Here is a 23,425-nt window from a genome sequence, read left to right on the forward strand (position 1 = left end):
CGCCGACCAGCGCCGCTGGGATGGGCAGTTTCGCGGTCCAGGAGGCCGCCATGAATCGCCGACTTTTGCTGATTGTAGTGCTGGGTTTGCTGACTACCGCTTGTGTCCCTTATGGAGGTCACGGTTATTACCGCACTGAAATCTATACCGCCGATAGCTACGGCTATCCGGGTTACTACCGGCCGTCCTATCCCTACAATCGCGGTTATTACGTAGCTCCGCAGCCGCGCTACTACGTGGCACCACCCCCGCGTTACTACGCGCCGCCACCGCATTACTACCGTCCTGCGCCCCACGGCTACTACCGGGAAACACCGCATAACTACTACAAGCCGTATCCGGGCCGCGGCCATGACCGCTACCGCCAGGGTTCGTCACGCCACGAGCGCAACCGTGACGGCTGGCCGGATCGCAACTGGCGCCGCTGAGGCGCCGTTCAGGCCAGGTCCGCCAAGGGGTGACGTCCTTCCCACGCCTTGCTGAAATGCGCGTCGACCACCGCCGTTGGCACTTGGGCGATATCCGCCCAGTGCCAGCGCGGTTTCTGGTCCTTGTCGATCAGCCGTGCGCGCACCCCTTCGCTGAACTCCGGATGCTGGCAGCAGTTGAGGCTCATGGTGTATTCCATCTGGAACACCTGGGCCAGTGACAGATGGCGGGCGCGCTGGATCTGCTCCCACACCAGGTGTGCGGTCAACGGGCAGCCTTCGAGCATGGTCTGCGCGGCCTTGGCCAACAGCGGGTCGGCGTGGTTGCGCAACTGGGCGATGGCGCGCCAGGCGCACACTGGGTCGGCGACATCGAGCAGGGCGTCGATCTGTTGGCGCCTGGGCAGCCACTGGGCTTCGGGCCGTTCAGCCTGGGCGCCATGCTGCTGCGCCTTGAGCAGGCTGTTGAGCTGCAGGGCAGTCTGCTCCTGCCAGTTCAGTTGCAGCAGGTCATCGAGCAGTTCTTCCTGCTGGCTTTCACCCAGCAGACGGTCCGCCAGGCCCAGGTCCAGGGCATCGGTGGCGTTGATCGGTGCGCCGGTCAGGCCCAGGAACAAGCCCAGCTTGCCGGGCAAGCGGGACAGGAACCAGCTGCCACCGACATCCGGGTACAGGCCGATGCTGATTTCCGGCATGGCCAAGCGGCTGCTTGGCGTTACCACGCGCACATTGGCGCCTTGCAACAGGCCCATGCCGCCGCCCAGCACGTGGCCATGGCCCCAGCAGATCAGTGGTTTGGGGTAGGTATGCAGGTGGTAATCGAAGCGATACTCGGCGCTAAAGAATTGCGCCGCCAGGGGCGGTACCCGGCCGGGATGGTCGCTGCAGGCCTGGGCCAGGCTGCGCACCTCACCGCCGGCACAAAAGGCTTTGGCGCCACTGCCGCGCAGCAGTACGCAGACGATGTCCGGGTCATCGGCCCAGGCCTTGAGCTGTTCATCGAGTACCTCGATCATTGGCAGCGACAAGGCATTGAGGGTTTGCGGCGCATTGAGCGTGGCGACACCGATGCGCGCGCCGTCGACGCCGGTGAGTTCTTCGCACTGTACTGCAGCCATGGGCGACCTCGTGGTTGATCCGCACAAGTATGGCCGCTGCTGGTGATTTCGGCGGTTGCCGGTCGGATCGATTGACAAGCGCAGGCAGCTTTCCTAGTGTCGCGCCATTGTTTTACGGACCCGACCATGACTGACGACGACCGCATCAAACTTGAACCGAGCTGGAAAGAGGCCCTGCGCGCCGAATTCGACCAGCCCTACATGCACCAGCTGCGCGAATTCCTGCGTGAGGAACACGCCGCCGGCAAAGAGATCTACCCGCCGGGCCCGCTGATTTTCAATGCCCTCAACTCCACCCCGCTGGACCAGGTCAAGGTGGTGATCCTTGGCCAGGACCCTTACCACGGCCCGGGCCAGGCCCATGGCCTGTGCTTCTCGGTGCAACCGGGGGTGGCGACACCGCCGTCACTGGTGAACATCTACAAAGAGTTGCAGCGTGACCTGAACATCGAGATCCCCAAGCACGGCTGCCTGCAGTCCTGGGCCGAGCAGGGCGTATTGCTGCTCAACACCACCATGACCGTCGAGCGCGCCAATGCCGCGTCCCACGCCAACAGGGGCTGGCAGTTCTTCACCGACCGGATCATCGAAGTGGTCAGCGAACACCAGCCCAACAGCGTGTTCCTGCTCTGGGGCGCCCATGCCCAGAGCAAGCAGAAGTTGATCGATGCCACCAAGCACCTGGTGCTCAAGTCGGTGCATCCATCGCCGCTGTCGGCCTACCGGGGTTTTCTTGGCTGCGGTCATTTCAGCCAGGCCAACCGTTTCCTCGAGCAGCGCGGGCTGACCCCGATCGACTGGCGCTTGCCACCGGCTTGAGGCCGGGTACCTAGCATTTTTGTCAGTTTCGCCCGGCAAAAATAGGGCATTAAATAACCTCCCTGTACGCAACGCCAGGTAGCCCCTGGCCAGGGAGGGGTTTCATGTCCAGGTTCACTCCATCGCCGCTTGAGCAAAGCGTGTCCTCTGAATCGCCCCCGGCAGGTAAATACAAAGCGCCCGTGGTGCCGGCGGCCATGGCGCTTGAGCCGGATGATCAAAACCATCACCTGATTCACAAGGATGACCAGTTCCGGGAACTGGCGGTGATCATCGATGAAATCTGGCCACAGCATGAGGGCTTTGACGGCGATATCACCCGGGTCGACCTGCTCTGGGATGGGTTGCCGGTAGACGGGGAAACACTGACCTGGCCGTACGACAAGGACGAGGTCATTCCGCTGCACCTTGAAGTGCCGCAGATTTACCTGGGCACCCCGGGCCCGCATCGGGTCAGTTACCGCATCGACATGGGCAACCCCGCGCTGTCCCAAGCGGTGCTGCTGAACATCGACCAGACCGCGCCCAACTATGGTGAGGCAGGTATCCGGCCGGAGCCGGTTCCGCCCATCGGCTCGGAGGGCTTGAACGAGGACTACCTGGCCGCGCACCAGGGCGTGAACATCGCACTTGTGCCCTGGGGCGATCTGCGTCTGGGCGATACGGTGCGCTTGTACTGGCGCAGTTTTTCCCGCGTGGACGATCCGCTGGAGGCCGTGGACGAGTTCGTGGTCCGCTACCCGGATGCACCTGTCGAGCTCAGGGTGCCAGCCGGCGCCATTCGCCGCAGCGGCGATGGTTTGCGCTACCTGTGTTACGACTGGGAAGACCGTAGCGGCAATCGCGGGCCCATTTCCCATGTCAACGAAATCAGTGTTGAACTGGAAAGCGCGCCGAATCCTTTACCGTTGCCGGAGGTCGAGCCTGCGGGGCTGATCGACCTGGACCGGGCGCGTACCGGCGTCGATCTGGTGATCAATGAAATCGTCGACGCCCGCCCGGGCGATCGGGTGATCGGCTATTGGCGCGGGTTGCCAGTTGGCAGTGTCGAACTGGTCGCCCCTCTGCAGTGGCCGATAGTGTTCCCGGTGGGTTGGCAAGTGCTGACAGCCGAAGGTTTTGTCGAACGCGATGATCCGGTGCATTACACCTGGCGCTCCAGACCGTCGCGCAGCCTGTCGATGGCGCTGAACCTGACGGTGGCCGGGCCCGATCCGCAAACCCCCGACCCGGTCAACCCAAGGCTTGCCGCCGTGGTGGTCAAGGGCCGCAACGGCGATGACCAGCTCGGTGCCGAAGATGTCGATCACGATGCCCGGGTGGAGCTGGTGCTGTACGCCAATCCGCAGCAGGGGCAGGTGCTGCAGCTTTACTGGGGGAGTCGTGTCGAGCCTGCAGCGACCTATCTGATTGGACCTGACGACCGCGGCGGAGCAACCATCGCGTTCACCGTACCCTGGGCCATTATCAACGCTGTTGGCAGCAATCCCGAACTGCCTGTTTATTACAGCACGTTCAATGGGATCAACACCCAGCATTCGCCGACCAAGTGGGTCGATGTGCAGATCCGGATCATTGAAGGCCTGGCCCGCGCAACCTTCCCGGGAACAGCCGAGGGCGGCTGGGTCAACTGTGCCTACCAGCCGTGGATCAACGGTGTGAAGGTGCGCATCCCCGGGGATGCGCAACGCTTCGCCGCGCTGGACCAGGTCACCCTGTTCTGGATCGCTGACCGAGGGCAGGTCGGCGGCGATCCCATTGCCGGCACCGAAGCCAGTTTCGTTCACGCGCTCAGCGCTGAAGACGCTCGCGACGGCTTCGAGATTGCGGTCTGGCCCTATGAATCCCTGATCAAACCCGCTGCTCGTCTACGCGGAGCCGGTGTGGTCAGTTATCGGCTGGTCAAGGCGGCAGCGAACGGGGGAGGGGTGGGGAACTCACCACGCTCGCAGGTTCGGCTGTCGGTCATTGAGCCAGGTGGCGGGTTTTATTGTGATAACGGCGAGCCGATCGAGCCCTGATGTTTTTGAGTAAGTAGAGGTAGGTGCGTTTGGTAACACGGCATCCAGCAGAGCGCCGTCGCTGGGTTTATCTGATGTTTGCGAGAGAAAACAACCATGACCAAGCAGGAAGTTTTGCCCAAGACCAGCAAGAAAGCCAAAGTTGCGGACAAGCCAGTTACCAAGAAGGCGACGGCCGCTGCAAGTCCATCCAGTGCGGCACCGCGCCGGCGCTCTTCAACGAGCAACCTGAACAACTCGCTTCCTGCACCTGGCGCTCATCCTATCCAACCTGATGGACTGATTCTGACCAAGGATCTGCCAAACGGCTTGACGGTGGTGATCAGCGAGTATCCGGTTCAGGGCTTCAACGATTTTGATCAAATTACCATTCTTGTGAATAGTGTTGCACAGATCGAAGGCATAGAAATTCCCTTCGATCACCCGCCTGGATCCTTTCCATCCATGCATTCGTTGACCCGGGAACAGCTCGGTGGCGATGGTGTCCGGCGGATTACCTATAGGGTAGAAAACCAGAACAGCGTCGACTCTCTGCCCCGGGATGTCATTGTGGATACGCTCGACCCGGCCCTCAATAACCCGCCGCCCAAGCCGCTGCTGCCAGAAGACCTGACCGGCATTGAAATCACACCGGAGTACCTGGCCGACCACGGTGATGTTCTGACACTGGATGTGCCGCGTTATCCCGACCCGAAACCGGGTGATCGCTGGGCCCTGTACCTGTGGTCGCAAAGTTCGGCGCAGAAAGTCGGTGACGTGGTTGGGGATGACAGTGGCGGCAGGGCTTACTTCACCATCGACGTTACCCTGGAAGAGTTGCAGGCATTGCCATCGGGTTATGTCGAATTCTGGATCAAGGTCACCGACCGCGCCGGCAACGAGAGCCAGTTCTCCACTCCGCAAGGCATGGTCCTGTCGCTTGAGCCAGCACCGGCTGACCTGGAGCCGCCGTTGGTGCCCGCTGCCCCGATTGACCTGGAAGAAGCTCGGGCAGGTGTTCTTGTGCAAGTACCGGCGTACACCAACTGGCGAACAGGCGATTACGTCCAGGTTCGCTGGAATGGTCAATCAATCGGCACCTTTCAAACCAACGAGCTGGATGAGTGGCCGTTGGAGGCCATTGCCCGCTTTACCGTCGTTGACCAGGACCAGCCCTATACGGCCGAGGTTGACTATATTGTCCTGCGGGGCCGTACCTACCCCTCACCCGTCACTGAGGTTGAAGTCGACACGACCAAGGCCGGCCCACCCAACCCGGAAGAGCCCGAGCCGGTCAACCCGACGCTGGAGTTGGCGCTGCTGGTTGGCCCGGTCAGTGGCCTTGAGAACGAGCTGACGCCTGAAGACAAGGACGAAGACGTCACCGTCACCGTACAAGTCTATGACCCGGTCAATGCCGACGAGGTCATCCGCCTGTTCTATGGCCCGGAGGCGAAGCTGGTTGCCACCCATGTCATCACCAATGAGGCGGCAGGTTCCGAGATCGAAATGACCATCAGCGCCGCCGATATTATCGAGGTCGGTAACGGTTTGGAACAGCCATTGTTTTATCGCATCTACAAGGATGAAACTGCCACCAACTATCAGGAGTCACGGCCTACGCTGGTACGTGCAGTCATTGTGCAACTGGACGACCTAGCATTGCCTATTATCACGGGCGTTCCTATCCCGCCTACCGGTACACCTGTTGTATTGTGCTCGCACACGCCGTGGAATGGCCTGACGGTACTGGTCAGCGACCCGAGCAAGTTGCAATTGGGTGATAATGTTACCGTGCATTGGGCCATGTATCCCCTCAGTGGTTCGGATCCGGTAGAGGGCACTGTTGTGTCTCTGCAAGGTGAAGTTTCCGACCCCAATCATGTTGAATTTGGCGTGTCGATCTCGGTGCTCTGGGATTACATCCAGCCGGCGCCCAACCTGGCCAGGATTCGCATTCGCTGGAGCGTGATCCGTGATGGTATTCCTGTCGGGGGGTCAGAAGAGCGGTTGTATAACTACAATATCGTCCAGGGTGCGGGTAATTGCGTGCCATCGTTTGCACAACGTCATACACCTGTACGGGTAGGAAAGTTGTAAGCTGAACAACGGCCGGTGGCAGTGCTGCCGGCCGTTGTACATAAATGATGTGCTGTAGAATTGCCTGATTATCTTTGTAGATTATTCCTACATAGTCCTTCTGAGTACCTCTGTACGCTGCAAGCCTGAAAACGGAGCACTGTCGTGTGAGCTCTGTTTTTCATTCTGACTAACAGCGTTCGAGAGTGTGACTTACCATGTCCCGTATTTATTTGTCTTCTGCTCCGTTTTCCCGTGTGCTGCCTTTTATCCTGGCCGCCCCTTTGAGCCTGTCCGCCAGCCAACTGATGGCGCAAACCAGCAACAAGACACTCTATCAATTGACCGGGCAAACCCTGGTCGTCAATGACAAAGAACAAGCCACCACCAGGCAGGCAGTTTCCCTCGGCCGCTACATCGATGGCCGGTATCAAGGCTCCAACCTGACCCTGAACAACACCCGGCTTACGGGCGTCACCGGCGGCGCCAGCCTTACCGCCTTCAGCCAGCTCAACCTGGCCAACCATTCGCAATTGATCGCGACCGGCGCTAACAGCATTGGCGTGCGCAGCTACGGTGGGCGAGTGGCCGTGGCGGATCAAAGCGTTATCCAGGGCGGGCTCAACGGCGCCTTGCTGGCCCATGAAACAGTGGGTTTCGAGCCGAACAACGAGGTACCTGAGCTGCACCTGATGAGCGGTGCAAAAGTGATTGGCGAGCGTGGCGCGGCGGTGGTGGTCGATGCCCGTACCCAGGCAAAAATCACTGTCAGCGACGGCGCGCAACTGATTGGCGGCAACGGCAACATGCTGGAAATCAAACAGGGCTCTTCCGCCGATGTACAGGTGGCGCGCAGTGCGCTGAGCGGCAACATTCAAGTAGACAGTGGCAGTGGTGTGACCCTGGCGATGTCCGACTCTAAGCTCACCGGTGACATTCTGGTCGCCGCTGATGGCAAGGCCGATGTGCAGTTGCAGCATGGCTCGCAACTGGTCGGGCGCCTGGGCAATGTTTCCAGCCTTAGCGCCGACGCTGGCAGCCAATGGACCCTGACCGGCAACAGCCAGGTTGGCGATCTGGCATTGAGCGGTGCAACCGTAAGCTTCGCCAGCGCAGAGCAGTTCTACCGCCTGGACGTCAACGAGCTGTCGGGCAACGGTACCTTCCAGATGGCTGCCGACTTCGCCACCGGCGAAGGCGACCGCCTGAATGTCAGCGGCCAGGCCAACGGCGAATTCGGCTTGGCCATCAAGGCCAGCGGTCTTGAGCTCGACCCTGTAGAGCGGGTCACCGTAGTGACCACTGGCGGCGGCGATGCCGAGTTCAGCCTGGTGAACGGTCCTGTCGACCTGGGCGCGTTTTCCTATGACCTGATAAAGGAAGGCAACGACTGGCACCTGGACACCGAGAAAAAGGTCATCAGCCCCGGCACCCGTTCGGTCCTGGCGCTGTTCAACACCGCACCGACCGTGTGGTACGGCGAGCTGTCCTCGCTGCGCACCCGCATGGGCGAGTTGCGCTACAACGAAGGTAAAAGCGGTGCCTGGGGCCGGGCTTATGGCAGCAAGTACAACGTTGCCGAGTCCTCTGGCACCGCCTACAAGCAAACCCAGCAAGGCTTCACCCTGGGTGCCGACACGCAGTTGGGCGACAGCCAGTGGCTGGTCGGCGTACTGGCCGGTCATAGCAAGTCCGACCTGGACCTGAGCCGTGGCACCAGCGGTACGGTCGACAGCTACTACGCCGGTGCCTACACCACCTGGCTGGACCAGGACAGCGGTTACTACTTCGACGCCGTGGCCAAGGTCAACCGCTTCGACAACAAGTCCAAGGTGGCCATGAGCGACGGTAGCCAGGCCAAGGGCAACTACAAGACCAACGGCGTCGGTGCGTTGGCCGAGTTCGGTCGCCACATCAAGCTCGATGACGGCTACTTCGTTGAACCCTTCGCCCAGGTGTCGGCGGTGAGCATCCAGGGCGCGTCCTACGACCTGGACAGCGGCCTGAAGGCTGAAGGTGACCGTACCACCTCGGTGCTTGGCAAGGCCGGTGCCACGGTGGGCCGCAACTTTGATCTGGGTGAGGGCCGCTTTGCCCAGCCATACCTGCGCGCTGCGGCGGTGCATGAGTTCGCCAAGAACAACCAGGTCAAGGTCAACGACAACGTGTTCAACAATGACCTGTCAGGCTCGCGTGCCGAGGTCGGTGCCGGTATCGCCGTGTCGCTGTCCGAGCGCCTGCAGCTGCATGCCGATATCGACTACAGCAACGGCGACAAGATCGAGAAACCGTTCGGTGCCAATGTCGGGGTGCGCTTCACCTGGTAAGCGCGCAATGAAAAAGAGGAAGCCTTGGCTTCCTCTTTTTTGTTTCAGTCGCAGCGTTTGTCCCAATGCCTGAACAACGGCTCGGCCAGAAACAGCACGAACAGCAAACGCATCACCTGTAGCGCCGTGACCAGCGGCACCGACAGTTGCAAGGTTTCGGCGGTCAGGCTCATTTCGGCAATGCCGCCGGGCATCATGCCCAGGGTCAACGAGCGCAGGTCGAGGTTGGTCATGACGCTGAGCACGCAGGCGGCGATACCGGCGATCAGCATGGTCAAGGCCGTGGCGATCAAGGTGCGCCCGAGAAACGACGGCGCCCGGCGAAAGAACGCGCGGTTGAAGTGACAGCCCAGGCCGCTGCCGATCAGCCATTGACCGATCTGGCTGGCGCCATCGGGCAGGGCAACCTGCAGGTTGGCACTGACACTGGCTACCGCCGCCACCAGCAACGGCCCGAACAGCCAGGGGTTGGGTTGCTTGAGGCGTTGCCAGCCCAGGGCCAGCAACACGCCCAGTGGGCAGATCAACAACAGCCAGCCCCAGTTGACGCTGCCGGTATGGGTCAGCGGCACGCCATTGCCGAGCAGGAATTTGAACAGCGCCGGCACGCACAGCACCACCGCCAGCACCCGCAAACTCTGCGCCGCCGCCACCTGGCTGAGCACCGCGCCGTTACGGGCGCCGAGGTTGACCATCTCCCCGGAGCCACCGGGCATGCTGGAAAAGAACGCCGTGGCGCGGTCTTCCCCGGTGCGCCTGAGCAACCACACCCCGATCACACTGGAGACACTGGTGATCAGTGCCCCGCAGAAAATCAAACCGAAGTTGCTCGCCACCTGCTCGACCACCGCCGGGGTGAAGTGCAGGCCGATACCGATGCCGATGATCCACTGCCCGCATTTGCGCCCACCGGGGATCTCGCTCAGTTGCCAGGGCGTCAGGCAACGCACCAGGATGATCGCCAGCAATGAGCCGACCATCCATGGCAGTGGCCAGCCGACCCTGCTTGCGAGGTAACCGCCAGCCAAGCCGACCAGGCCGGTGGCCCAGTACAGTTTCAGGCGCCCATCAGACATCGGCCAGGGCACGGCGCTGAAGGCTGCGCTTGCGCCAGATGCGCAGCAGCGGCAGGAGCATCATGGCGATGGTCAGGCCCCACACGCTGACGCTGATCGGGCTCGACCAGAGGATGTCCAGGGCGCCGTTGGAGATCGACAGCGCACGGCGCAGGTTCTGCTCCATCAGCCCGCCGAGGATGAAGCCGAGGAGGATCGGCGACAGCGGGAAGTCCAGCTTGCGCAGGATGTAGCCGAAGATGCCGATGCCGATCATCAGGAACAGGTCGAAGGTGGTGGCATGCACTGCGTACACACCGATCGCGGTGATGATCGCGATCACCGGCACCAGTGCCCAGTTCGGCACGGCGAGGATGCGGGTGAAGATGCGGATCATCGGGATGTTGAGGATCACCAGCATGATGTTGGCGATGAACAGCGAGGCGATCAGGCCCCAGACGATGTCCGGTTGCTGGGCGAACAGCATCGGGCCCGGCGTGATGTTGTACAGGGTCAGGGCGCCGATCATCACCGCCGTGGTGCCCGAGCCGGGTACGCCAAGGGTCAGCATCGGCACCAGGGCGCCGCAGCAGGACGCGCCAATCGCGGTTTCCGGCGCGGCCAGGCCGCGTTTGTCACCCTTGCCGAAGGTGCCGCTGGGGCCGGCGATGCGCTTTTCGGTCATATAGGCCACGGCGCTGGCCAGGGTTGCACCGGCACCGGGCAACACGCCCATGATGAAACCGAGCAGGCCGCAACGAATGTTGACGAAGAATACCGAGGCCGCCTCCTTGACGTTGAACAGCATGCGCCCGGTGGCCTTAACTGCTTCGTGGCCGTGATGGGTTTTTTCCAGCAGCAGCAGGATTTCGCTGATGGAGAACAGGCCGAGCACCAGCACCACGAACTGAATGCCGTCGGCCAGGTGCACGCTGTCGCCGGTAAAACGGTAGACGCCGCTGTTGGCATCGATGCCGACGCTGGAGAGAAACAGCCCGATCAGCGCCGCGATGAAGGTCTTCAACGGCCGGTCACCGGCCATGCCGCCGAGGCAGACAATGGCGAACACCATCAGCACGAAATATTCCGCCGGGCCAAAGGCGATCGCCCATTTCGCCAATAGCGGCGCGAACAGCACCATGCCGCAGGTGGCGATGAAGGCGCCGATGAACGAGCTCCAGGCCGACAGCGACAGCGCCACCCCGGCCAGGCCCTGGCGGGCCATGGGGTAGCCGTCGAGGGTGGTCATTACCGTCGAGGCTTCACCGGGGATGTTGAGCAGGATCGAGCTGATCCGCCCACCGTATTCGCAGCCCAGGTACACCGCCGCCAGCAGGATCAGCGCCGACTCCGGCGGCAGGCCAAGGGCAAAGGCAATCGGGATCAGCAGCGCTACGCCGTTGATCGGGCCCAGGCCCGGCAGCAGGCCGACCACGGTGCCGATCAGCGTGCCGGCAAGGGCGGTAACCAGGTTGTAAGGGCTCAGGGCGACGCCGAAGCCCTGGCCGAGATAGCCAAGCGTATCCATGTCAGTTCTCCAGTACGTCGAGCAGGCCGAGGGGCAGGGGCACATCCATCACACGGTCGAACAGCCAATACAGGGCGATGCTCAGCAGGCCGATGATCACCACGCTGGGCAGCCAGCGCCCGCCATACAGGCGCGCCATCGGCACGCCGATGAGGATGCTGCTGACAATGAAGCCCAGTGGCTCGAAGGTGGCGGCGAAGACCAGCAGCAAGGCGACGCAGAGGCCGATCTTGTTCAGGGTTTCGCGGTCCAGTTGCGGTTCGTCGTCCTTGTGCACGATGGGCGTGGGGCGAAAGGCCAGGTACACAAGGCCCGCAGCCATCAGGCCGAGCATCAGCAAGGGATAGGCGCGGGGCCCGACCGGTTCGTAGGAAAAAGCTGCCTGGTAAGGCCAGGCCATTACGGCCAGGGCGGCGCACACCGCCAGCAAAAACAGGGCGAAGAGGCGTTGCAGGATCATTGGGGAATCCTCTTTTCGCGGGGCAAGTGGGAGCGGGCTTGCCCCGCGATGCGTTCGAAAGGGGAGAGGCTTATTGAATCAAGCCAAATTCCTTGGCCAGGGCCTTGTAGTCAGCCACCTGCTTCTTCACGTAGGTGTCCAGTTCGGCACCGGTCATGGCGAAGGGGAACAGCTCGCGCTGGTCGCGCAGCTTGGCGAACTCTTCCGAGGCCAGCAGTTTGTCGAACGAGGCTTTCCACCAGTCGTACTCTTCATCGGTCACTTTCGGCCCGAGGTAGAAACCGCGCACCACCGGCCAGACGATGTCATAGCCTTGTTCCTTGGCGGTGGGGATGTTCTTCATTTCCGGCTCGTCCAGGCGGGTTTCGGCAAACACCGCGAGCAGGCGCATGTCTCCGCTCTGGATGTGCGGCATGGAGTCGGAGATGTCGGTACTGCCGACCTGAATATGGCCGCCGAGCAGCGCCGTGGCGATTTCGCCGCCGCCTTCCAGGGCCACGTAGCGCAGGTCGCGCGGGTTGATCCCGGCGGCCTTGGCGATCAGTGCGGTCTGCATCCAGTCCTGGCTGCCGACGGTACCGCCGGAGCCGATCACCACCTTGCTCGGGTCTTTTTTCAGCGCCGCGACCAGATCGTCGAGGGTCTTGTAGGGCGAATCGCTTTTCACCGCGATGGCGCCGTAACTGGTACCCACCGCCGCCAGCCAGCGCACGGCATTCTCGTCGAAGCGGCCGAACTTGCCTTGGGCCAGGTTCAGCAGCGAGCCGCTGGACCAGGCTACCAGGGTGCCAGCATCGGCCGGGCGCTGGGCGACCACCGCGTTGTAGGCCACCGCGCCGACACCACCGGGCATGTAGGTGACGCGCATCGGCTTACTGAGGATCTTCTCGTTGATCAGGGCGCTTTGCAGCAGCTTGCAGGTCAGGTCGAAGCCACCGCCGGGCGAGGCCGGGGCGATGCATTCGGGGCGTTTCGGTTCCGCGGCCAGGACGTTACCGGCAAGCAGCAGGCAACCGGTGGCGAGGGCAATGCGGCGCAGTGAAAAAGTCATCGTCTATCTCCGTGAGCATTATTGTTGTCGGGGATTACCACAGCGCAAGGCTGTAACTCACCAGCAGTCGCACTTCGTCGGCATCGCGGGCGAAGTTGGAACGGAAGGTGGCGTTGCGCAGGCGCACGGCGACGTTTTTCAGGGCGCCACTTTGCACCACGTACTTGAACTCGGTGTTGCGTTCCCACTCTTTGCCCTCACCGCCATCGGCCAGGCTGACATTATCGCCGCTGATGTAGCGGGTCATGAAGGTCAGGCCGGGGATGCCCAGCTTGGTGAAGTCATAGTCGTAACGAGCCTGCCAGGAGCGCTCGTCGGCGCCGGCAAAGTCGTTGATCTGCACGAAGTTGACCAGGTACGGGTCGGCGCCATCGACATAGGGGAAGGCGGTGTCGCCGGACAGGTGCTGGTAGCCGGCGCTGAGCTTGTGGCCGTTGAGGCCGTAGCTGAGCATGCCGTTGAGCGCGGTGTTGTCGATGTTGCCGCCGCGAGCCTGGCCCTGGTCGTCACTGAAGGCCATGCGCAGGTCGGCGCCGAAGGTTCCCGGGCCCCAGGGCTGGGAGGCGATCATGCCGACGAAGTGCTGACGGTAGACATCGTCGAGCTGGGCCCAGTGGTAGCTGCCGGTGATCTTGTCGGTGAACGTGTAGTCCAGGCCGGCCATGTCGAAATGGTTACCGGCGACGGTGCCGAGAAAGCGGCTGTTCTTGTTGTTGAGGGCAATGTCTTCGTTGTTGGTGCTGTCGCGGTCGCGGGCTTTTTCCAGGCGCCCGCCGGTGAAGGTCAGGTTCTTGATCTCGCCCGAGGTCAGCAGGCCACCCTCGAAGGTCTGCGGCAGGATGCGCCCGTCGTTGGGCTGCAGGGTGGGCAGCTCCGGGATCAGGGTGCCGATCTTCAATTCGGTCTCGGAGAGTTTCACCTTGCCGGTCAGGCCGAGCTTGGAATACTCGTCGGCGGCGCGGCCATCGTCATGGGTCGGCAGCAGGCCGGTGCCGGTGCGGTCGGGGCTGGAGTCGAGCTTGATACCGAGCATCCCCAGGGCATCAAGGCCAAAGCCTACAGTACCTTCGGTATAACCTGACTCGAAGTTGAGCATGAAGCCCTGGGCCCACTCGTCCCGTTTGGACTGCTGGGCGCTGGTGCCGTCGCGAAAGTCGCGGTTGAAGTACATGTTGCGGGTTTCAAAGCTCGCCTTGCTGTCATCGAAGAAGGCGGCCTGGCTCAACGGAGCGACGCCGGCAAGGGCGAGGGCGCTGGCAACTGCGGTCTGGCGGGAAGGTAGACGTCGGGTAGGCGCGTACGCCTGCGGCTGCATGGACAGCATCGTGGAGTGACTCCGTTATTGTTCTTATTAGTTCGGACCTTGGGTCCGGTTTTACGGCAAGCAGAGTGAGCCGTGAGAGGATGCTAGGACGTGAACCTTTCGCTAACCTTTCAGCAGCTTTTGATTGCTGCGAAGGCTTCACAGGCGGGCTGTCGGCTGTACACTCCGCGCCATTGAACGCGACGCAAAGGGGAGAGATCGATGCGTGTGCTGCTCGTCGAAGACCATCTGCAACTGGCCGAAAGCGTGGCCCAGGCCCTGAAAAGCACCGGCCTGACCGTGGATGTGCTGCATGATGGCGTGGCCGCCGACCTGGCCCTGGCCAGCGAGGAATACGCCGTGGCGGTGCTCGATGTCGGCTTGCCGCGCATGGACGGTTTCGAGGTGCTGGCGCGCCTGCGCGCCCGCGGCAAGACCGTGCCGGTGCTGATGCTGACCGCGCGCAGCGACGTCAAGGACCGGGTCCATGGCCTGAACCTGGGCGCCGACGATTACCTGGCCAAACCCTTTGAGCTGACCGAGCTGGAAGCGCGGGTCAAGGCCCTGCTGCGCCGCAGCGTCCTCGGTGGCGAACGCCAACAGCGCTGCGGGCCGCTGGTCTATGACCTCGATACCCGGCGTTTCACCCTCGGCGAAGAGCTGCTGACCCTGACCTCCCGCGAGCAGGCCGTGCTCGAAGCGCTGATTGCCCGGCCCGGACGGGTGATGAGCAAGGAGCAACTGGCCGCCCAGGTGTTTGGCCTGGATGAGGAAGCCAGCGCCGACGCCATCGAAATCTACGTGCACCGCCTGCGCAAGAAGCTCGATGGCCATGCCGTGGCCATCGTTACCTTCAGGGGGCTCGGCTACCTGCTCGAGCATAAAGATGCGTGACAGCGGCAGCCTGCGCGGGCGGCTGCTGTGGAACCTGGCGATCCTGCTGGTGGTGCTGATGCTGGCCAGCGGCCTGAGCGCCTACTGGAACGGTCGCGAAGCTGCCGATACCGCCTACGACCGTACCTTGCTGGCCTCGGCGCGGACCATTGCCGCCGGCCTGTCGCAGCGCGACGGCACCCTCAGCGCCGATGTGCCTTATGTGGCCCTGGACACCTTCGCCTACGACAGCGCCGGGCGCATCTACTACCAGGTCAACGATATTCATCAGCGTTTGATCTCAGGCTACGAAAACCTGCCGGCACCGCCGCCCAATACCCCGCGCACTGACGATTACCCGGCCCTGGCACGCTTCTACAACGCCCGCTACCTGGGCCAGGACGTGCGTGTGGTCAGCCTGCTCAAGGCGGTCAGCGAGCCGAACATGAACGGCATGGCCGAAATCCGCGTGGCCGAAACCGAAGAAGCGCGGGTGCGCATGGCCCGCAGCCTGATGGCCGATACCTTGCTGCGCTTGGGTATGCTCGCCCTTGGCGCCCTGATGCTGGTGTGGTTTGCCGTCAGCGCCGCCCTGCGCCCGCTGGAGCGCTTGCGCAGTGCCGTGGAAGAACGTCAGCCCGATGACTTGCGGGCCTTGCCGGTGGTTCAGGTGCAGCGTGAACTGAGCCCGTTGGTACGCGCGCTGAATCACTTTACCGAACGCCTGCGCGGTCAGTTCGAGCGGCAGGCGCAGTTCATTGCCGAAGCCGCCCATGAGCTGCGCACGCCCCTGGCGGCACTCAAGGCACGGGTCGAATTGGGCTTGCGTTCGAATGAGCCGCAGGTCTGGCGCGAAACCCTGGAGTCCGCTGCGCAAGGCACCGATCGCCTGACCCATCTGGCCAACCAGTTGCTATCGCTGGCGCGGGTCGAGAACGGCGCGCGGGCGATTGCCGAAGGCGGCGCGCAACACCTGGACCTCAGCCAGCTGGCCCGTGAACTGGGCATGGCCATGGCGCCGCTGGCCCATGCTCGCGGTGTGGCCCTGGCGCTGGAGGCCGAGGTGCCGGTGTGGGTGCGCGGCGAGCCAACGCTGCTCAACGAGCTGCTCAGCAACCTGGTCGACAATGCCCTGGCCCATACGCCCAAGGGCGGCAATGTGATCCTGCGGGTCAGCGCACCCGGCATTCTTGAGGTTGAAGACGACGGCCCGGGCATTCCTGAGCACGAGCGGGAAAAAGTCTTCGAGCGTTTCTACCGGCGCAGTGCCCAGGGTACCGGTCTGGGCCTGGCAATTGTCGGCGAGATCTGCCGCGCGCATTTGGCGCAGATCAGCCTGCATGATGGCGAGCGTAGTGGCTTGAAGGTACGGGTCAGCTTCAGCGCCGACTAGCGGAACATCGCCTTGGCGTCGAGCAGGTCGCTGGCCTGCAACTCGGTGCCGGTGGGCAGGCGCAGATGGCGGTAGGCGGGCAGGGCGGCCAGTGGTCGTTCCTTGCTGTTGCTGCTGAGCACCTGGGCGATCTGCACGATATCGACGTAATCGACCTTGTCGGTGCCACGGTCCAGGTCCTGGATCAACCCGGGCAGGTGCACCAGTTGCTCGGGGAACTCCCACACGCTGAGGATCTTGTCGCCCAGTGCCGGGTGAATCTGTTCGATCACATAGTTCAGGCTGACCGGGTCGGAAAGCAGCTCGTTGTGCTCTTCGGCATACAGCAGAATCGGCAGCACGCCAATCTGGTGGACCAGCCCGGCCAATGCTGCCTGGTCCGGCTTGAGCTGAGTGAAGCGCAAGCACAGTTCATAACTGATGCCGGCCACATCCAGGCTTTTCGCCCAGATCTCGCGCATTTTCTGTTCAACGACATCGGAGCGGGCGTGGAAGATCTGCTCGATCACCAAGCCGATCGCCAGGTTGCAGCTGTAGTTGATGCCCAGGCGGGTGATGGCCGTGTGCAGGTCGGTGACCTCGGTGGCGGCGCGCAGCAAGGGGCTGTTGACCACCTTGATCAGGCGCGCCGAGAGCGCCGCATCGCGGCCGATCACCTTGCTCAGGGTGCTGACGCTGATCTCGCTGTCTTCAGCGGCTTCGCGAATGCTCAAGGCCACTTCCGGCAGGGTTGGCAGCACCAGGTCATCGTTGTCGATGGCGCTCAGCAGGTGGGCCTGGATCATCTCGGCCATCTTGTTCATGGTGATTCTCTACCGCAATTGAGGAGTGCCCCGCCCATAAAGGGCGGGAGCAGGCTCAGCGCTGGATTTCGCGATCGCGATCCAGTTCGTAAGGGAGCGTCAGCAGCGCCAGGCGCGGGCCTTCGGGGCTGCCCAGGTGCAGGTTGTCGTCTTGCACGGCATCGGCGCTCAGCACGGCCAGCAGTTCGCTGCCCCGTTCGCTGCGGGCGGCCAGCACCACTTCACCGACGGAGGAGTTATGGGTTGGCGAGAACACTTCGGTGCCGGGCTCCGGCAGGCTGCCCTCGGCCAGGGCCAGGCGGTACTGGCGGCGCTTGAGCTTGCCCAGGTACTGCATGCGCGCGACGATTTCCTGGCCGGTATAGCAGCCTTTCTTGAAGCTGACGCCACCAACGGCTTGCAGGTTGATCATCTGCGGGATGAACAGCTCGCGGGTTTGCGGCATGACCTGGCCAATGCCGGCACGGATCTGGCCGAGCAGCCAGTCGTTGAGGTCGGCGTTGGCAAGCTTGGCGGCCAGTTGGGCTTGCACCGCTTCGGCCTGCTCGGCAGGTACCCACAACTCGACACGAGCGGCCGATACCGCGATGGCGATCAGGCCGTTGTGACGACTGACGGCGTCGGTCTGCGCCGGCACTTCCAGGCCCAGGGCCTGCAGGGCCGCTTCACCGTCGTGCAGGCCGAAGCGCACCCAGGCGGCACTCTCGTCGGTCAGCTTGGCCTTGGAGAACACCGCGTACTTCTTGAGGTCGGCCAGTTGCGGCTCGAGCAGTTCGCGGGTCATCGCCAGCAGGTAGCCATCACCCTCGGCAAGGATGCGAAAGCTCGACTGCATGCGGCCTTTGACCATGCAGCGGGCGCCGAGGCTGGCGGTATGGTCGTTGAGGTAACTGATATTGCAGGTCAATTGGCCTTGCAGGAACTTGCCGGCGTCCGAGCCGCGGACGGCGAGAACGCCTTCGTGGGAAAGGGTGCAGAAAAAAGCGGAATCGGCCATGGTTTATCGCAAGGTGATAGGTCTGGGGGCCATGATAGAGCGCTGTTGGCAAAATAGGTAGTTGAGCGCGGCCCTCTGTCATTATTTGCTCACATGTCCGGACCAACGTCGCGTGTCCCCCGAGCGCGGGCTCTGTATACTGGCGGCCTATTTTAGGAGGGCTTCATGGTCGAACAAACTGAACTCAACCGGCTCTTTTGGCACAGCCGCCGCGGCATGCTCGAGCTTGATGTACTGCTGGTCCCGTTCAGCGCGGAGGTCTACCCAACCCTGAGCGAGGCCGACCGCGAGCTCTATGTGCGCCTGTTGAGCTGCGAAGACCAGGACATGTTCGGCTGGTTCATGGAGCGCAGCGAGTCCGAAGACCCGGAGCTGCAACGCATGGTTCGCGTCATCCTGGACCGTGTCCAGCCCAAGTGAGCGCTTCGAATGTCGCTGGCAGGGCTCAAGGGCCCTGCTGGCGGCGTACCTCGCCAGCCTGCTGCTAGCCCTGTTGGCGCTTGGCCTGCTGCAGGTGCCACTGTGGTTGCGCCTGGTAGCCATTGCCCTGTGCCTGTTGCACGCACTGTGGACTATTCCCCGGCGCATTCTGCTGACCCACCCCCACGCCATTACCGCACTGCGCCGCGATGCCCACGGCTGGCAGTTGTTCAGCCGTGCCCAGGGCTGGCAGGCGGTGCAGCTCAAGCCCGACAGCCTGGCCTTGCCCGGGTGGGTGGTGCTGCGCTTTCGCAGGGTCGGGCGGCGTTTAACCGAAGGCCAGTGCATAGCCTTTGACGCGCTGGAGCCGGTGCAGCACCGGCGCCTGCGTTTGCGCCTGAAGTTCAGTCGGCGTAGGTGGATGGCTGCAGGATAGTGTCGCGGGCCTCGCTGAGCATGCCCGGGTAATCCAGGGTGTAGTGCAGGCCGCGGCTTTCCTTGCGCTGCATGGCCGAGCGGATCATCAATTCGGCAACCTGGGCCAGGTTACGCAATTCGATCAGGTCGCGGCTGACCTTGTAGTTGCTGTAGAACTCGTCGATTTCGTCGAGCAGCAGGCGTACCCGATGCTCGGCACGCTGCAGGCGCTTGTTGGTGCGCACGATACCCACGTAGTCCCACATGAAGCGCCGCAGTTCGTCCCAGTTGTGGGCGATGATCACGTCTTCGTCCGAATCGGTCACCTGGCTGGCATCCCAGCACGGCAGCGCCTGGGGCATTTCGACCTGATCCAGGCGGGCGACGATGTCGTTGGCGGCCGAACGCCCGTAAACGAAGCATTCGAGCAGCGAGTTGCTGGCCATGCGGTTGGCGCCGTGCAGGCCGGTGAAGCTGGTTTCGCCGATGGCGTACAGGCCCGGCACGTCGGTCAGGCCTTGTTCGTCGACCATCACCCCGCCACAGGTGTAATGGGCGGCCGGCACCACCGGGATCGGCTGGCGGGTGATGTCGATGCCGAAGGTCAGGCAGCGCTCGTATACGGTGGGGAAGTGGCTTTTGACGAACTCGGCCGGTTTGTGGCTGATGTCCAGGTAGACGCAGTCCACCCCCAGGCGCTTCATTTCATGGTCGATGGCGCGGGCGACGATATCGCGCGGGGCCAGTTCTTCACGGGGGTCGAAGCGCGGCATGAACCGCTCGCCGTTGGGCAACGTGAGCAGGCCGCCTTCACCACGCAGGGCCTCGGTGATCAAAAAGCTCTTGGCCTGCGGGTGATACAGGCAGGTCGGGTGGAATTGATTGAATTCAAGGTTGGCCACCCGGCAACCGGCGCGCCAGGCCATGGCAATGCCATCGCCGCAGGCACCGTCGGGGTTGCTGGTGTACAGGTAGACCTTGGCCGCGCCGCCGGTCGCCAGCACGGTGAAACGGGCACCGAAGGTGTCGACTTCGCCGGTATTGCGGTCCAGTACATAGGCCCCCAGGCAGCGATCGCCGTCCTGGCCCAGACGCCGCTCGGTGATCAGGTCGACTGCCACCCGCTGCTCCAGCAGCTCGATGTTCGGGCGCAGTTGTGCTTGTGCCAGCAGGGTGGTGAAGATCGCCGCACCCGTGGCATCGGCGGCGTGGATGATGCGCCGATGGCTGTGGCCGCCTTCGCGGGTCAGATGAAATTCAAAACCGCTTTCTTCGTCGCCGGCGTGTTCGTCACGGGTGAAGGGCACACCCTGGTCGATCAGCCACTGAATCGCTTCGCGGCTATGCTCAACGGTGAAGCGCACGGCGTCTTCATGGCACAAGCCGCCGCCGGCATTGAGGGTGTCCTCGACGTGGGACTGCACCGTGTCAGTATCGTCCAGTACCGCGGCCACGCCGCCCTGGGCCCAGAAGGTCGAGCCATTGGCGAGGTCGCCCTTGCTGAGCACGGCGACGCGCAGGTGGCCGGGAAGGGTCAGGGCCAGGCTGAGGCCGGCGGCACCGCTGCCGATCACGAGAACATCATGTTGGAATTGTTGGCTCATGTCAGGACACTAGTATCTGAAGGGGGGGATCGGCACAATAGTCAGGCGCTTATGGCATTGTGAAACTATCGTGAATCTGGACCGGCTGCCTTTATAGCAGTCACAAGGCCCTGATTTCCAATGGCGCTTGCACAGTCCTGGTAGCCTTTTGTGGGAACTTTCCGTGATGTATGGATATCCATAGAAGGCTGCCCGCACGCCATAATGCCGCGGCGACGCACGACAGGCGCCCCATGAAGGCACTGTTTGCGTATTCGAGACCCGATTATCGACGCAGGCGGCCGTGACCGCGCTGCGTTTTTCGTGCGAGCCGACCAAGGGCCGCAGGAAACTTGCTTGGAGGGGAGAACTTTTGCGCAAAGCCCGAGTCTATGGTTGCAAGCCTGAACGGTGGCTGGTGCGACGCTCCTTCGAGTTCACTGAGGAGTGTTCATGCTAACCCAGGAAGAGGATCAGCAGCTTGTCGAGCGCGTGCAGCGTGGCGACAGGCGAGCGTTCGATCTGTTGGTGCTGAAGTATCAGCACAAGATTCTCGGGTTGATCGTGCGTTTTGTCCACGACACCCATGAAGCCCAGGATGTGGCGCAGGAAGCTTTCATCAAGGCTTACCGCGCGCTTGGTAATTTTCGCGGTGACAGCGCCTTTTATACCTGGCTGTACCGTATTGCTATCAACACGGCAAAGAACTACCTGGTGTCCCGCGGTCGGCGGCCACCGGACAGTGATGTAAGTTCCGAGGATGCGGAATTTTACGACGGCGATCACGGCCTCAAGGATCTGGAGTCCCCCGAGCGCGCGTTGTTGCGAGATGAGATCGAAGGCACCGTCCATCGGACCATCCAGCAGCTGCCAGAAGATTTGCGTACGGCGTTAACTTTACGTGAATTCGATGGTCTGAGTTACGAGGACATTGCGAGCGTCATGCAGTGTCCGGTGGGTACCGTGCGCTCTCGAATCTTCCGCGCTCGGGAGGCCATAGACAAAGCCCTGCAGCCGTTGTTGCAGGAAACCTGAGACAGCGGCGACAGCCAAGAGAGGAACCGCCATGAGTCGTGAAGCTTTGCAGGAATCGCTGTCCGCGGTGATGGATAACGAAGCGGACGAGCTGGAGTTACGTCGGGTATTGAATGCCGTCGACGATCCTGAAACCCGTGCTACCTGGTCGCGTTACCAGGTTGCCCGTGCAGCCATGCACAAGGAGCTGGTGCTGCCACGGCTGGATATCGCCTCGGCCGTATCCGCCGCCCTGGCCGATGAAGCCGCTCCTGCCAAGGTCAGCCGTGGCCCGTGGCGCAGCCTGGGCCGCCTGGCCGTCGCCGCTTCGGTGACTGTCGCGGTACTGGCCGGCGTTCGTCTGTACAACCAGGACGAGATCAGCGGTGCCCAGCTGGCTGCCCAGCAACCGGCCCAGCAAGGTCTTAGCCTGCCGCAGGCGCAAGGCCCGGCCGTATTGGCAGGCTATAGTGAGAATGCAGAACAGCCGGGCCCGATGGCCAATGGCGTGCTGCAAGGGCAAACCGGCTGGCATGACCAGCGTCTGCCTGGCTACCTGCGTCAGCATGCTCAGGAAGCAGCCCTCAAGGGTACCGAGAGCGCTCTGCCGTATGCACGTGCAGCCAGCCTGGAAAATCGTTAAGTAAGGAGGATCATGCGCGCGCTACCTCTCATACCGCTGCTGCTTGGTGGCTGGTTGACGGTGCCGGCCCTTGCCGCCAACTCCTCTCCGGAGGCAGGTGACTGGCTCAAACGTCTGGCCCAGGCCGAGCAACAGCAGAGTTATCAGGGTACTTTCGTTTACGAGCGTAACGGTAGTTTCTCCACCCACGACATCTGGCATCGCGTCCAGGACGGCAAGGTCAGCGAGCGGTTGTTGCAGCTCGACGGCTCAGCCCAGGAAGTCGTGCGTGTCGATGGGCATACCCAGTGCGTAAGCGGGGCCCTGGTACCGGGTGTGGCCAACACCCCGGAAGCGGCGGCGCGAGTGCTTGACCCTTTGAGGCTGATGAGCTGGTACGACCTCGGGGTCGCCGGCAAGTCCAGGGTGGCAGACCGCGAAGCGGTCATCGTCACCCTTACCCCGCGTGATCAACACCGCTATGCCTTCGAGCTGCACCTGGATCGCCAGACCGGGCTGCCGCTCAAGTCGTTGATGCTCGATGATGGTGGACGTTTGCTCGAACGCTTCCAGTTCACCCGTCTGGACACCCGTGACGCGCCATCCGACGATCAGCTCAAAGCCAGCGATATCTGCAAGCCGGTCGCGCAACTGACCGCTCAGGCCGCGCAGCCTGCCACCGGTTGGCGTTCGGACTGGCTACCCCCGGGCTTTGAACTGATCAACAGTTCGGTGCGCAAGGATCCGCAAAGCAAGAACGCCGTCAGCAGCCTGATGTTCGACGATGGCCTGGCGCGCTTCTCGGTGTTCGTCGAAGCCCTGGACAAAGGCACTGCCGCTGATATCCGCACGCAACTGGGGCCGACCGTTGCCGTCTCGCGGCGCCTGACCACGCCCATGGGCGAAATGATGGTCACCGTGGTGGGCGAGATCCCTATCGGTACTGCCGAACGCATTGCGCTGTCCATGCGCGCCCAGGATGCCCAGGCAAAAAAATGAGGCGCAGGCAATGAGGCTGACAGGGCGAGGATTGCTTGGCTGACATGATTGGCAAGCTTTGCAGTTTGCAAAAACTCCAGAATTTTTCTATAGGTCAGTCCTTTCGGGGGCTGGCCTTTCCTGCTTCTGCAGGTCC

General features: G+C 62.5%; 21 protein-coding genes. 12 read left to right on the top strand and 9 right to left on the bottom strand.

Annotated features, from left to right (window positions below):
* Positions 1-50: 50 nt before the first annotated feature.
* Entirely contained in the window at positions 51-428 is a 378-nt protein-coding gene (locus NLX68_RS15690; RefSeq protein ID WP_010220952.1) for a hypothetical protein, read from the top strand.
* Between the two features lie 8 nt (positions 429-436).
* Here the strand turns inward: NLX68_RS15690 and NLX68_RS15695 are convergent, their stop codons facing one another.
* The gene (locus NLX68_RS15695) at positions 437-1,546 is read right to left on the bottom strand and encodes an enoyl-CoA hydratase/isomerase family protein (protein ID WP_254284721.1); all 1,110 of its coding nucleotides are present in this window, start codon (positions 1,544-1,546) and stop codon (positions 437-439) included.
* A 126-nt stretch (positions 1,547-1,672) separates the two neighbouring features.
* Between NLX68_RS15695 and ung the strand changes: the two genes are divergently transcribed.
* The 4 genes from ung to NLX68_RS15715 all read left to right on the top strand — a co-directional run bounded on the left by ung (position 1,673) and on the right by NLX68_RS15715 (position 8,771).
* Positions 1,673-2,365 (top strand): uracil-DNA glycosylase, encoded by a 693-nt coding sequence (ung, locus tag NLX68_RS15700; protein WP_254284722.1) that lies wholly within the window; start codon positions 1,673-1,675, stop codon positions 2,363-2,365.
* A gap of 104 nt (positions 2,366-2,469) precedes the next feature.
* Positions 2,470-4,386, top strand: coding sequence for a hypothetical protein (locus tag NLX68_RS15705; RefSeq protein WP_254284723.1), 1,917 nt, complete (start codon positions 2,470-2,472; stop codon positions 4,384-4,386).
* 96 nt (positions 4,387-4,482) lie between these two features.
* A complete protein-coding gene (locus NLX68_RS15710; protein ID WP_254284724.1) occupies positions 4,483-6,465 on the top strand; it encodes a hypothetical protein in 1,983 nt (660 codons plus the stop codon).
* A 197-nt stretch (positions 6,466-6,662) separates the two neighbouring features.
* On the top strand, positions 6,663-8,771 hold the full coding sequence (locus tag NLX68_RS15715) for an autotransporter outer membrane beta-barrel domain-containing protein (RefSeq protein ID WP_254284725.1): 2,109 nt from the start codon (positions 6,663-6,665) through the stop codon (positions 8,769-8,771).
* A 44-nt stretch (positions 8,772-8,815) separates the two neighbouring features.
* Here NLX68_RS15715 and NLX68_RS15720 read toward each other — a convergent pair whose 3' ends face one another.
* The 5 genes from NLX68_RS15720 to NLX68_RS15740 form a co-directional block, all read right to left on the bottom strand.
* Positions 8,816-9,847, bottom strand: a complete 1,032-nt coding sequence (locus NLX68_RS15720) for an AbrB family transcriptional regulator (protein WP_254284726.1) — start codon at positions 9,845-9,847, stop codon at positions 8,816-8,818.
* On the bottom strand, positions 9,840-11,354 hold the full coding sequence (locus NLX68_RS15725; protein ID WP_254284727.1) for a tripartite tricarboxylate transporter permease: 1,515 nt from the start codon (positions 11,352-11,354) through the stop codon (positions 9,840-9,842). The genes NLX68_RS15720 and NLX68_RS15725 overlap by 8 nt, the downstream gene beginning before the upstream one ends.
* A gap of 1 nt (position 11,355) precedes the next feature.
* Entirely contained in the window at positions 11,356-11,814 is a 459-nt protein-coding gene (locus NLX68_RS15730; RefSeq protein WP_254284728.1) for a tripartite tricarboxylate transporter TctB family protein, read from the bottom strand.
* A 70-nt stretch (positions 11,815-11,884) separates the two neighbouring features.
* The gene (locus tag NLX68_RS15735) at positions 11,885-12,865 is read right to left on the bottom strand and encodes a tripartite tricarboxylate transporter substrate binding protein (protein WP_254284729.1); all 981 of its coding nucleotides are present in this window, start codon (positions 12,863-12,865) and stop codon (positions 11,885-11,887) included.
* 34 nt (positions 12,866-12,899) lie between these two features.
* On the bottom strand, positions 12,900-14,189 hold the full coding sequence (locus NLX68_RS15740) for an OprD family porin (protein WP_254284730.1): 1,290 nt from the start codon (positions 14,187-14,189) through the stop codon (positions 12,900-12,902).
* Positions 14,190-14,390: 201 nt separating this feature from the next.
* Here NLX68_RS15740 and NLX68_RS15745 point away from each other — a divergent pair, with 201 nt between their 5' ends.
* Positions 14,391-15,062: a response regulator gene (locus NLX68_RS15745; RefSeq protein WP_045197613.1), complete on the top strand. Its 672-nt coding sequence runs from the start codon at positions 14,391-14,393 to the stop codon at positions 15,060-15,062.
* Complete coding sequence (locus tag NLX68_RS15750) at positions 15,055-16,434, top strand: sensor histidine kinase (protein WP_254284731.1); 1,380 nt, start codon at positions 15,055-15,057, stop codon at positions 16,432-16,434. Before NLX68_RS15745 ends, NLX68_RS15750 begins: the two co-directional genes overlap by 8 nt.
* Here the strand turns inward: NLX68_RS15750 and NLX68_RS15755 are convergent.
* Positions 16,431-17,237, bottom strand: a complete 807-nt coding sequence (locus tag NLX68_RS15755; RefSeq protein ID WP_254284732.1) for an HDOD domain-containing protein — start codon at positions 17,235-17,237, stop codon at positions 16,431-16,433. The genes NLX68_RS15750 and NLX68_RS15755 overlap by 4 nt on opposite strands.
* A 55-nt stretch (positions 17,238-17,292) precedes the next feature.
* On the bottom strand, positions 17,293-18,234 hold the full coding sequence (locus NLX68_RS15760; RefSeq protein WP_254284733.1) for a folate-binding protein YgfZ: 942 nt from the start codon (positions 18,232-18,234) through the stop codon (positions 17,293-17,295).
* Positions 18,235-18,399: 165 nt separating this feature from the next.
* Between NLX68_RS15760 and NLX68_RS15765 the strand changes: the two genes are divergently transcribed.
* On the top strand, positions 18,400-18,654 hold the full coding sequence (locus tag NLX68_RS15765; protein ID WP_254284734.1) for a succinate dehydrogenase assembly factor 2: 255 nt from the start codon (positions 18,400-18,402) through the stop codon (positions 18,652-18,654).
* Positions 18,638-19,090 (top strand): protein YgfX, encoded by a 453-nt coding sequence (locus NLX68_RS15770; protein WP_254284735.1) that lies wholly within the window; start codon positions 18,638-18,640, stop codon positions 19,088-19,090. The genes NLX68_RS15765 and NLX68_RS15770 overlap by 17 nt, the downstream gene beginning before the upstream one ends.
* On the opposite strand, the gene nadB is transcribed toward NLX68_RS15770, so the two are convergent.
* On the bottom strand, positions 19,059-20,675 hold the full coding sequence (gene nadB, locus NLX68_RS15775) for an L-aspartate oxidase (RefSeq protein ID WP_254284736.1): 1,617 nt from the start codon (positions 20,673-20,675) through the stop codon (positions 19,059-19,061). The genes NLX68_RS15770 and nadB overlap by 32 nt on opposite strands.
* Positions 20,676-21,107: 432 nt before the next feature.
* On the opposite strand from nadB, the gene rpoE reads away from it, so the two are divergent.
* The 3 genes from rpoE to NLX68_RS15790 are packed head-to-tail and all read left to right on the top strand — an operon-like array spanning position 21,108 to position 23,289.
* Positions 21,108-21,689 carry an RNA polymerase sigma factor RpoE gene (gene rpoE, locus NLX68_RS15780; RefSeq protein WP_010220971.1) on the top strand — a complete coding sequence of 194 codons (582 nt, stop codon included), beginning with the start codon at positions 21,108-21,110 and terminating at the stop codon, positions 21,687-21,689.
* Between the two features lie 31 nt (positions 21,690-21,720).
* Positions 21,721-22,311 (top strand): RseA family anti-sigma factor, encoded by a 591-nt coding sequence (locus NLX68_RS15785; RefSeq protein ID WP_010220972.1) that lies wholly within the window; start codon positions 21,721-21,723, stop codon positions 22,309-22,311.
* A 12-nt stretch (positions 22,312-22,323) separates the two neighbouring features.
* Positions 22,324-23,289, top strand: coding sequence for a MucB/RseB C-terminal domain-containing protein (locus NLX68_RS15790; RefSeq protein ID WP_254284737.1), 966 nt, complete (start codon positions 22,324-22,326; stop codon positions 23,287-23,289).
* Positions 23,290-23,425: the final 136 nt, after the last annotated feature.

It is taken from the genome of Pseudomonas sp. SBB6 (assembly GCF_024213215.1).
Lineage (GTDB): Bacteria > Pseudomonadota > Gammaproteobacteria > Pseudomonadales > Pseudomonadaceae > Aquipseudomonas > Aquipseudomonas donghuensis.

Excerpts from the sequence above, each read along its gene's own strand:
- NLX68_RS15690 (WP_010220952.1), top strand. The coding sequence starts at position 51 with ATGAATCGCCGACTTTTGCTGATTGTAGTGCTGGGTTTGCTGACTACC.
- NLX68_RS15695 (WP_254284721.1), bottom strand. The coding sequence starts at position 1,546 with ATGGCTGCAGTACAGTGCGAAGAACTCACCGGCGTCGACGGCGCGCGC.
- ung (WP_254284722.1), top strand. The coding sequence starts at position 1,673 with ATGACTGACGACGACCGCATCAAACTTGAACCGAGCTGGAAAGAGGCC.
- NLX68_RS15705 (WP_254284723.1), top strand. The coding sequence starts at position 2,470 with ATGTCCAGGTTCACTCCATCGCCGCTTGAGCAAAGCGTGTCCTCTGAA.
- NLX68_RS15710 (WP_254284724.1), top strand. The coding sequence starts at position 4,483 with ATGACCAAGCAGGAAGTTTTGCCCAAGACCAGCAAGAAAGCCAAAGTT.
- NLX68_RS15715 (WP_254284725.1), top strand. The coding sequence starts at position 6,663 with ATGTCCCGTATTTATTTGTCTTCTGCTCCGTTTTCCCGTGTGCTGCCT.
- NLX68_RS15720 (WP_254284726.1), bottom strand. The coding sequence starts at position 9,847 with ATGTCTGATGGGCGCCTGAAACTGTACTGGGCCACCGGCCTGGTCGGC.
- NLX68_RS15725 (WP_254284727.1), bottom strand. The coding sequence starts at position 11,354 with ATGGATACGCTTGGCTATCTCGGCCAGGGCTTCGGCGTCGCCCTGAGC.
- NLX68_RS15730 (WP_254284728.1), bottom strand. The coding sequence starts at position 11,814 with ATGATCCTGCAACGCCTCTTCGCCCTGTTTTTGCTGGCGGTGTGCGCC.
- NLX68_RS15735 (WP_254284729.1), bottom strand. The coding sequence starts at position 12,865 with ATGACTTTTTCACTGCGCCGCATTGCCCTCGCCACCGGTTGCCTGCTG.
- NLX68_RS15740 (WP_254284730.1), bottom strand. The coding sequence starts at position 14,189 with ATGCTGTCCATGCAGCCGCAGGCGTACGCGCCTACCCGACGTCTACCT.
- NLX68_RS15745 (WP_045197613.1), top strand. The coding sequence starts at position 14,391 with ATGCGTGTGCTGCTCGTCGAAGACCATCTGCAACTGGCCGAAAGCGTG.
- NLX68_RS15750 (WP_254284731.1), top strand. The coding sequence starts at position 15,055 with ATGCGTGACAGCGGCAGCCTGCGCGGGCGGCTGCTGTGGAACCTGGCG.
- NLX68_RS15755 (WP_254284732.1), bottom strand. The coding sequence starts at position 17,237 with ATGAACAAGATGGCCGAGATGATCCAGGCCCACCTGCTGAGCGCCATC.
- NLX68_RS15760 (WP_254284733.1), bottom strand. The coding sequence starts at position 18,234 with ATGGCCGATTCCGCTTTTTTCTGCACCCTTTCCCACGAAGGCGTTCTC.
- NLX68_RS15765 (WP_254284734.1), top strand. The coding sequence starts at position 18,400 with ATGGTCGAACAAACTGAACTCAACCGGCTCTTTTGGCACAGCCGCCGC.
- nadB (WP_254284736.1), bottom strand. The coding sequence starts at position 20,675 with ATGAGCCAACAATTCCAACATGATGTTCTCGTGATCGGCAGCGGTGCC.
- rpoE (WP_010220971.1), top strand. The coding sequence starts at position 21,108 with ATGCTAACCCAGGAAGAGGATCAGCAGCTTGTCGAGCGCGTGCAGCGT.
- NLX68_RS15785 (WP_010220972.1), top strand. The coding sequence starts at position 21,721 with ATGAGTCGTGAAGCTTTGCAGGAATCGCTGTCCGCGGTGATGGATAAC.
- NLX68_RS15790 (WP_254284737.1), top strand. The coding sequence starts at position 22,324 with ATGCGCGCGCTACCTCTCATACCGCTGCTGCTTGGTGGCTGGTTGACG.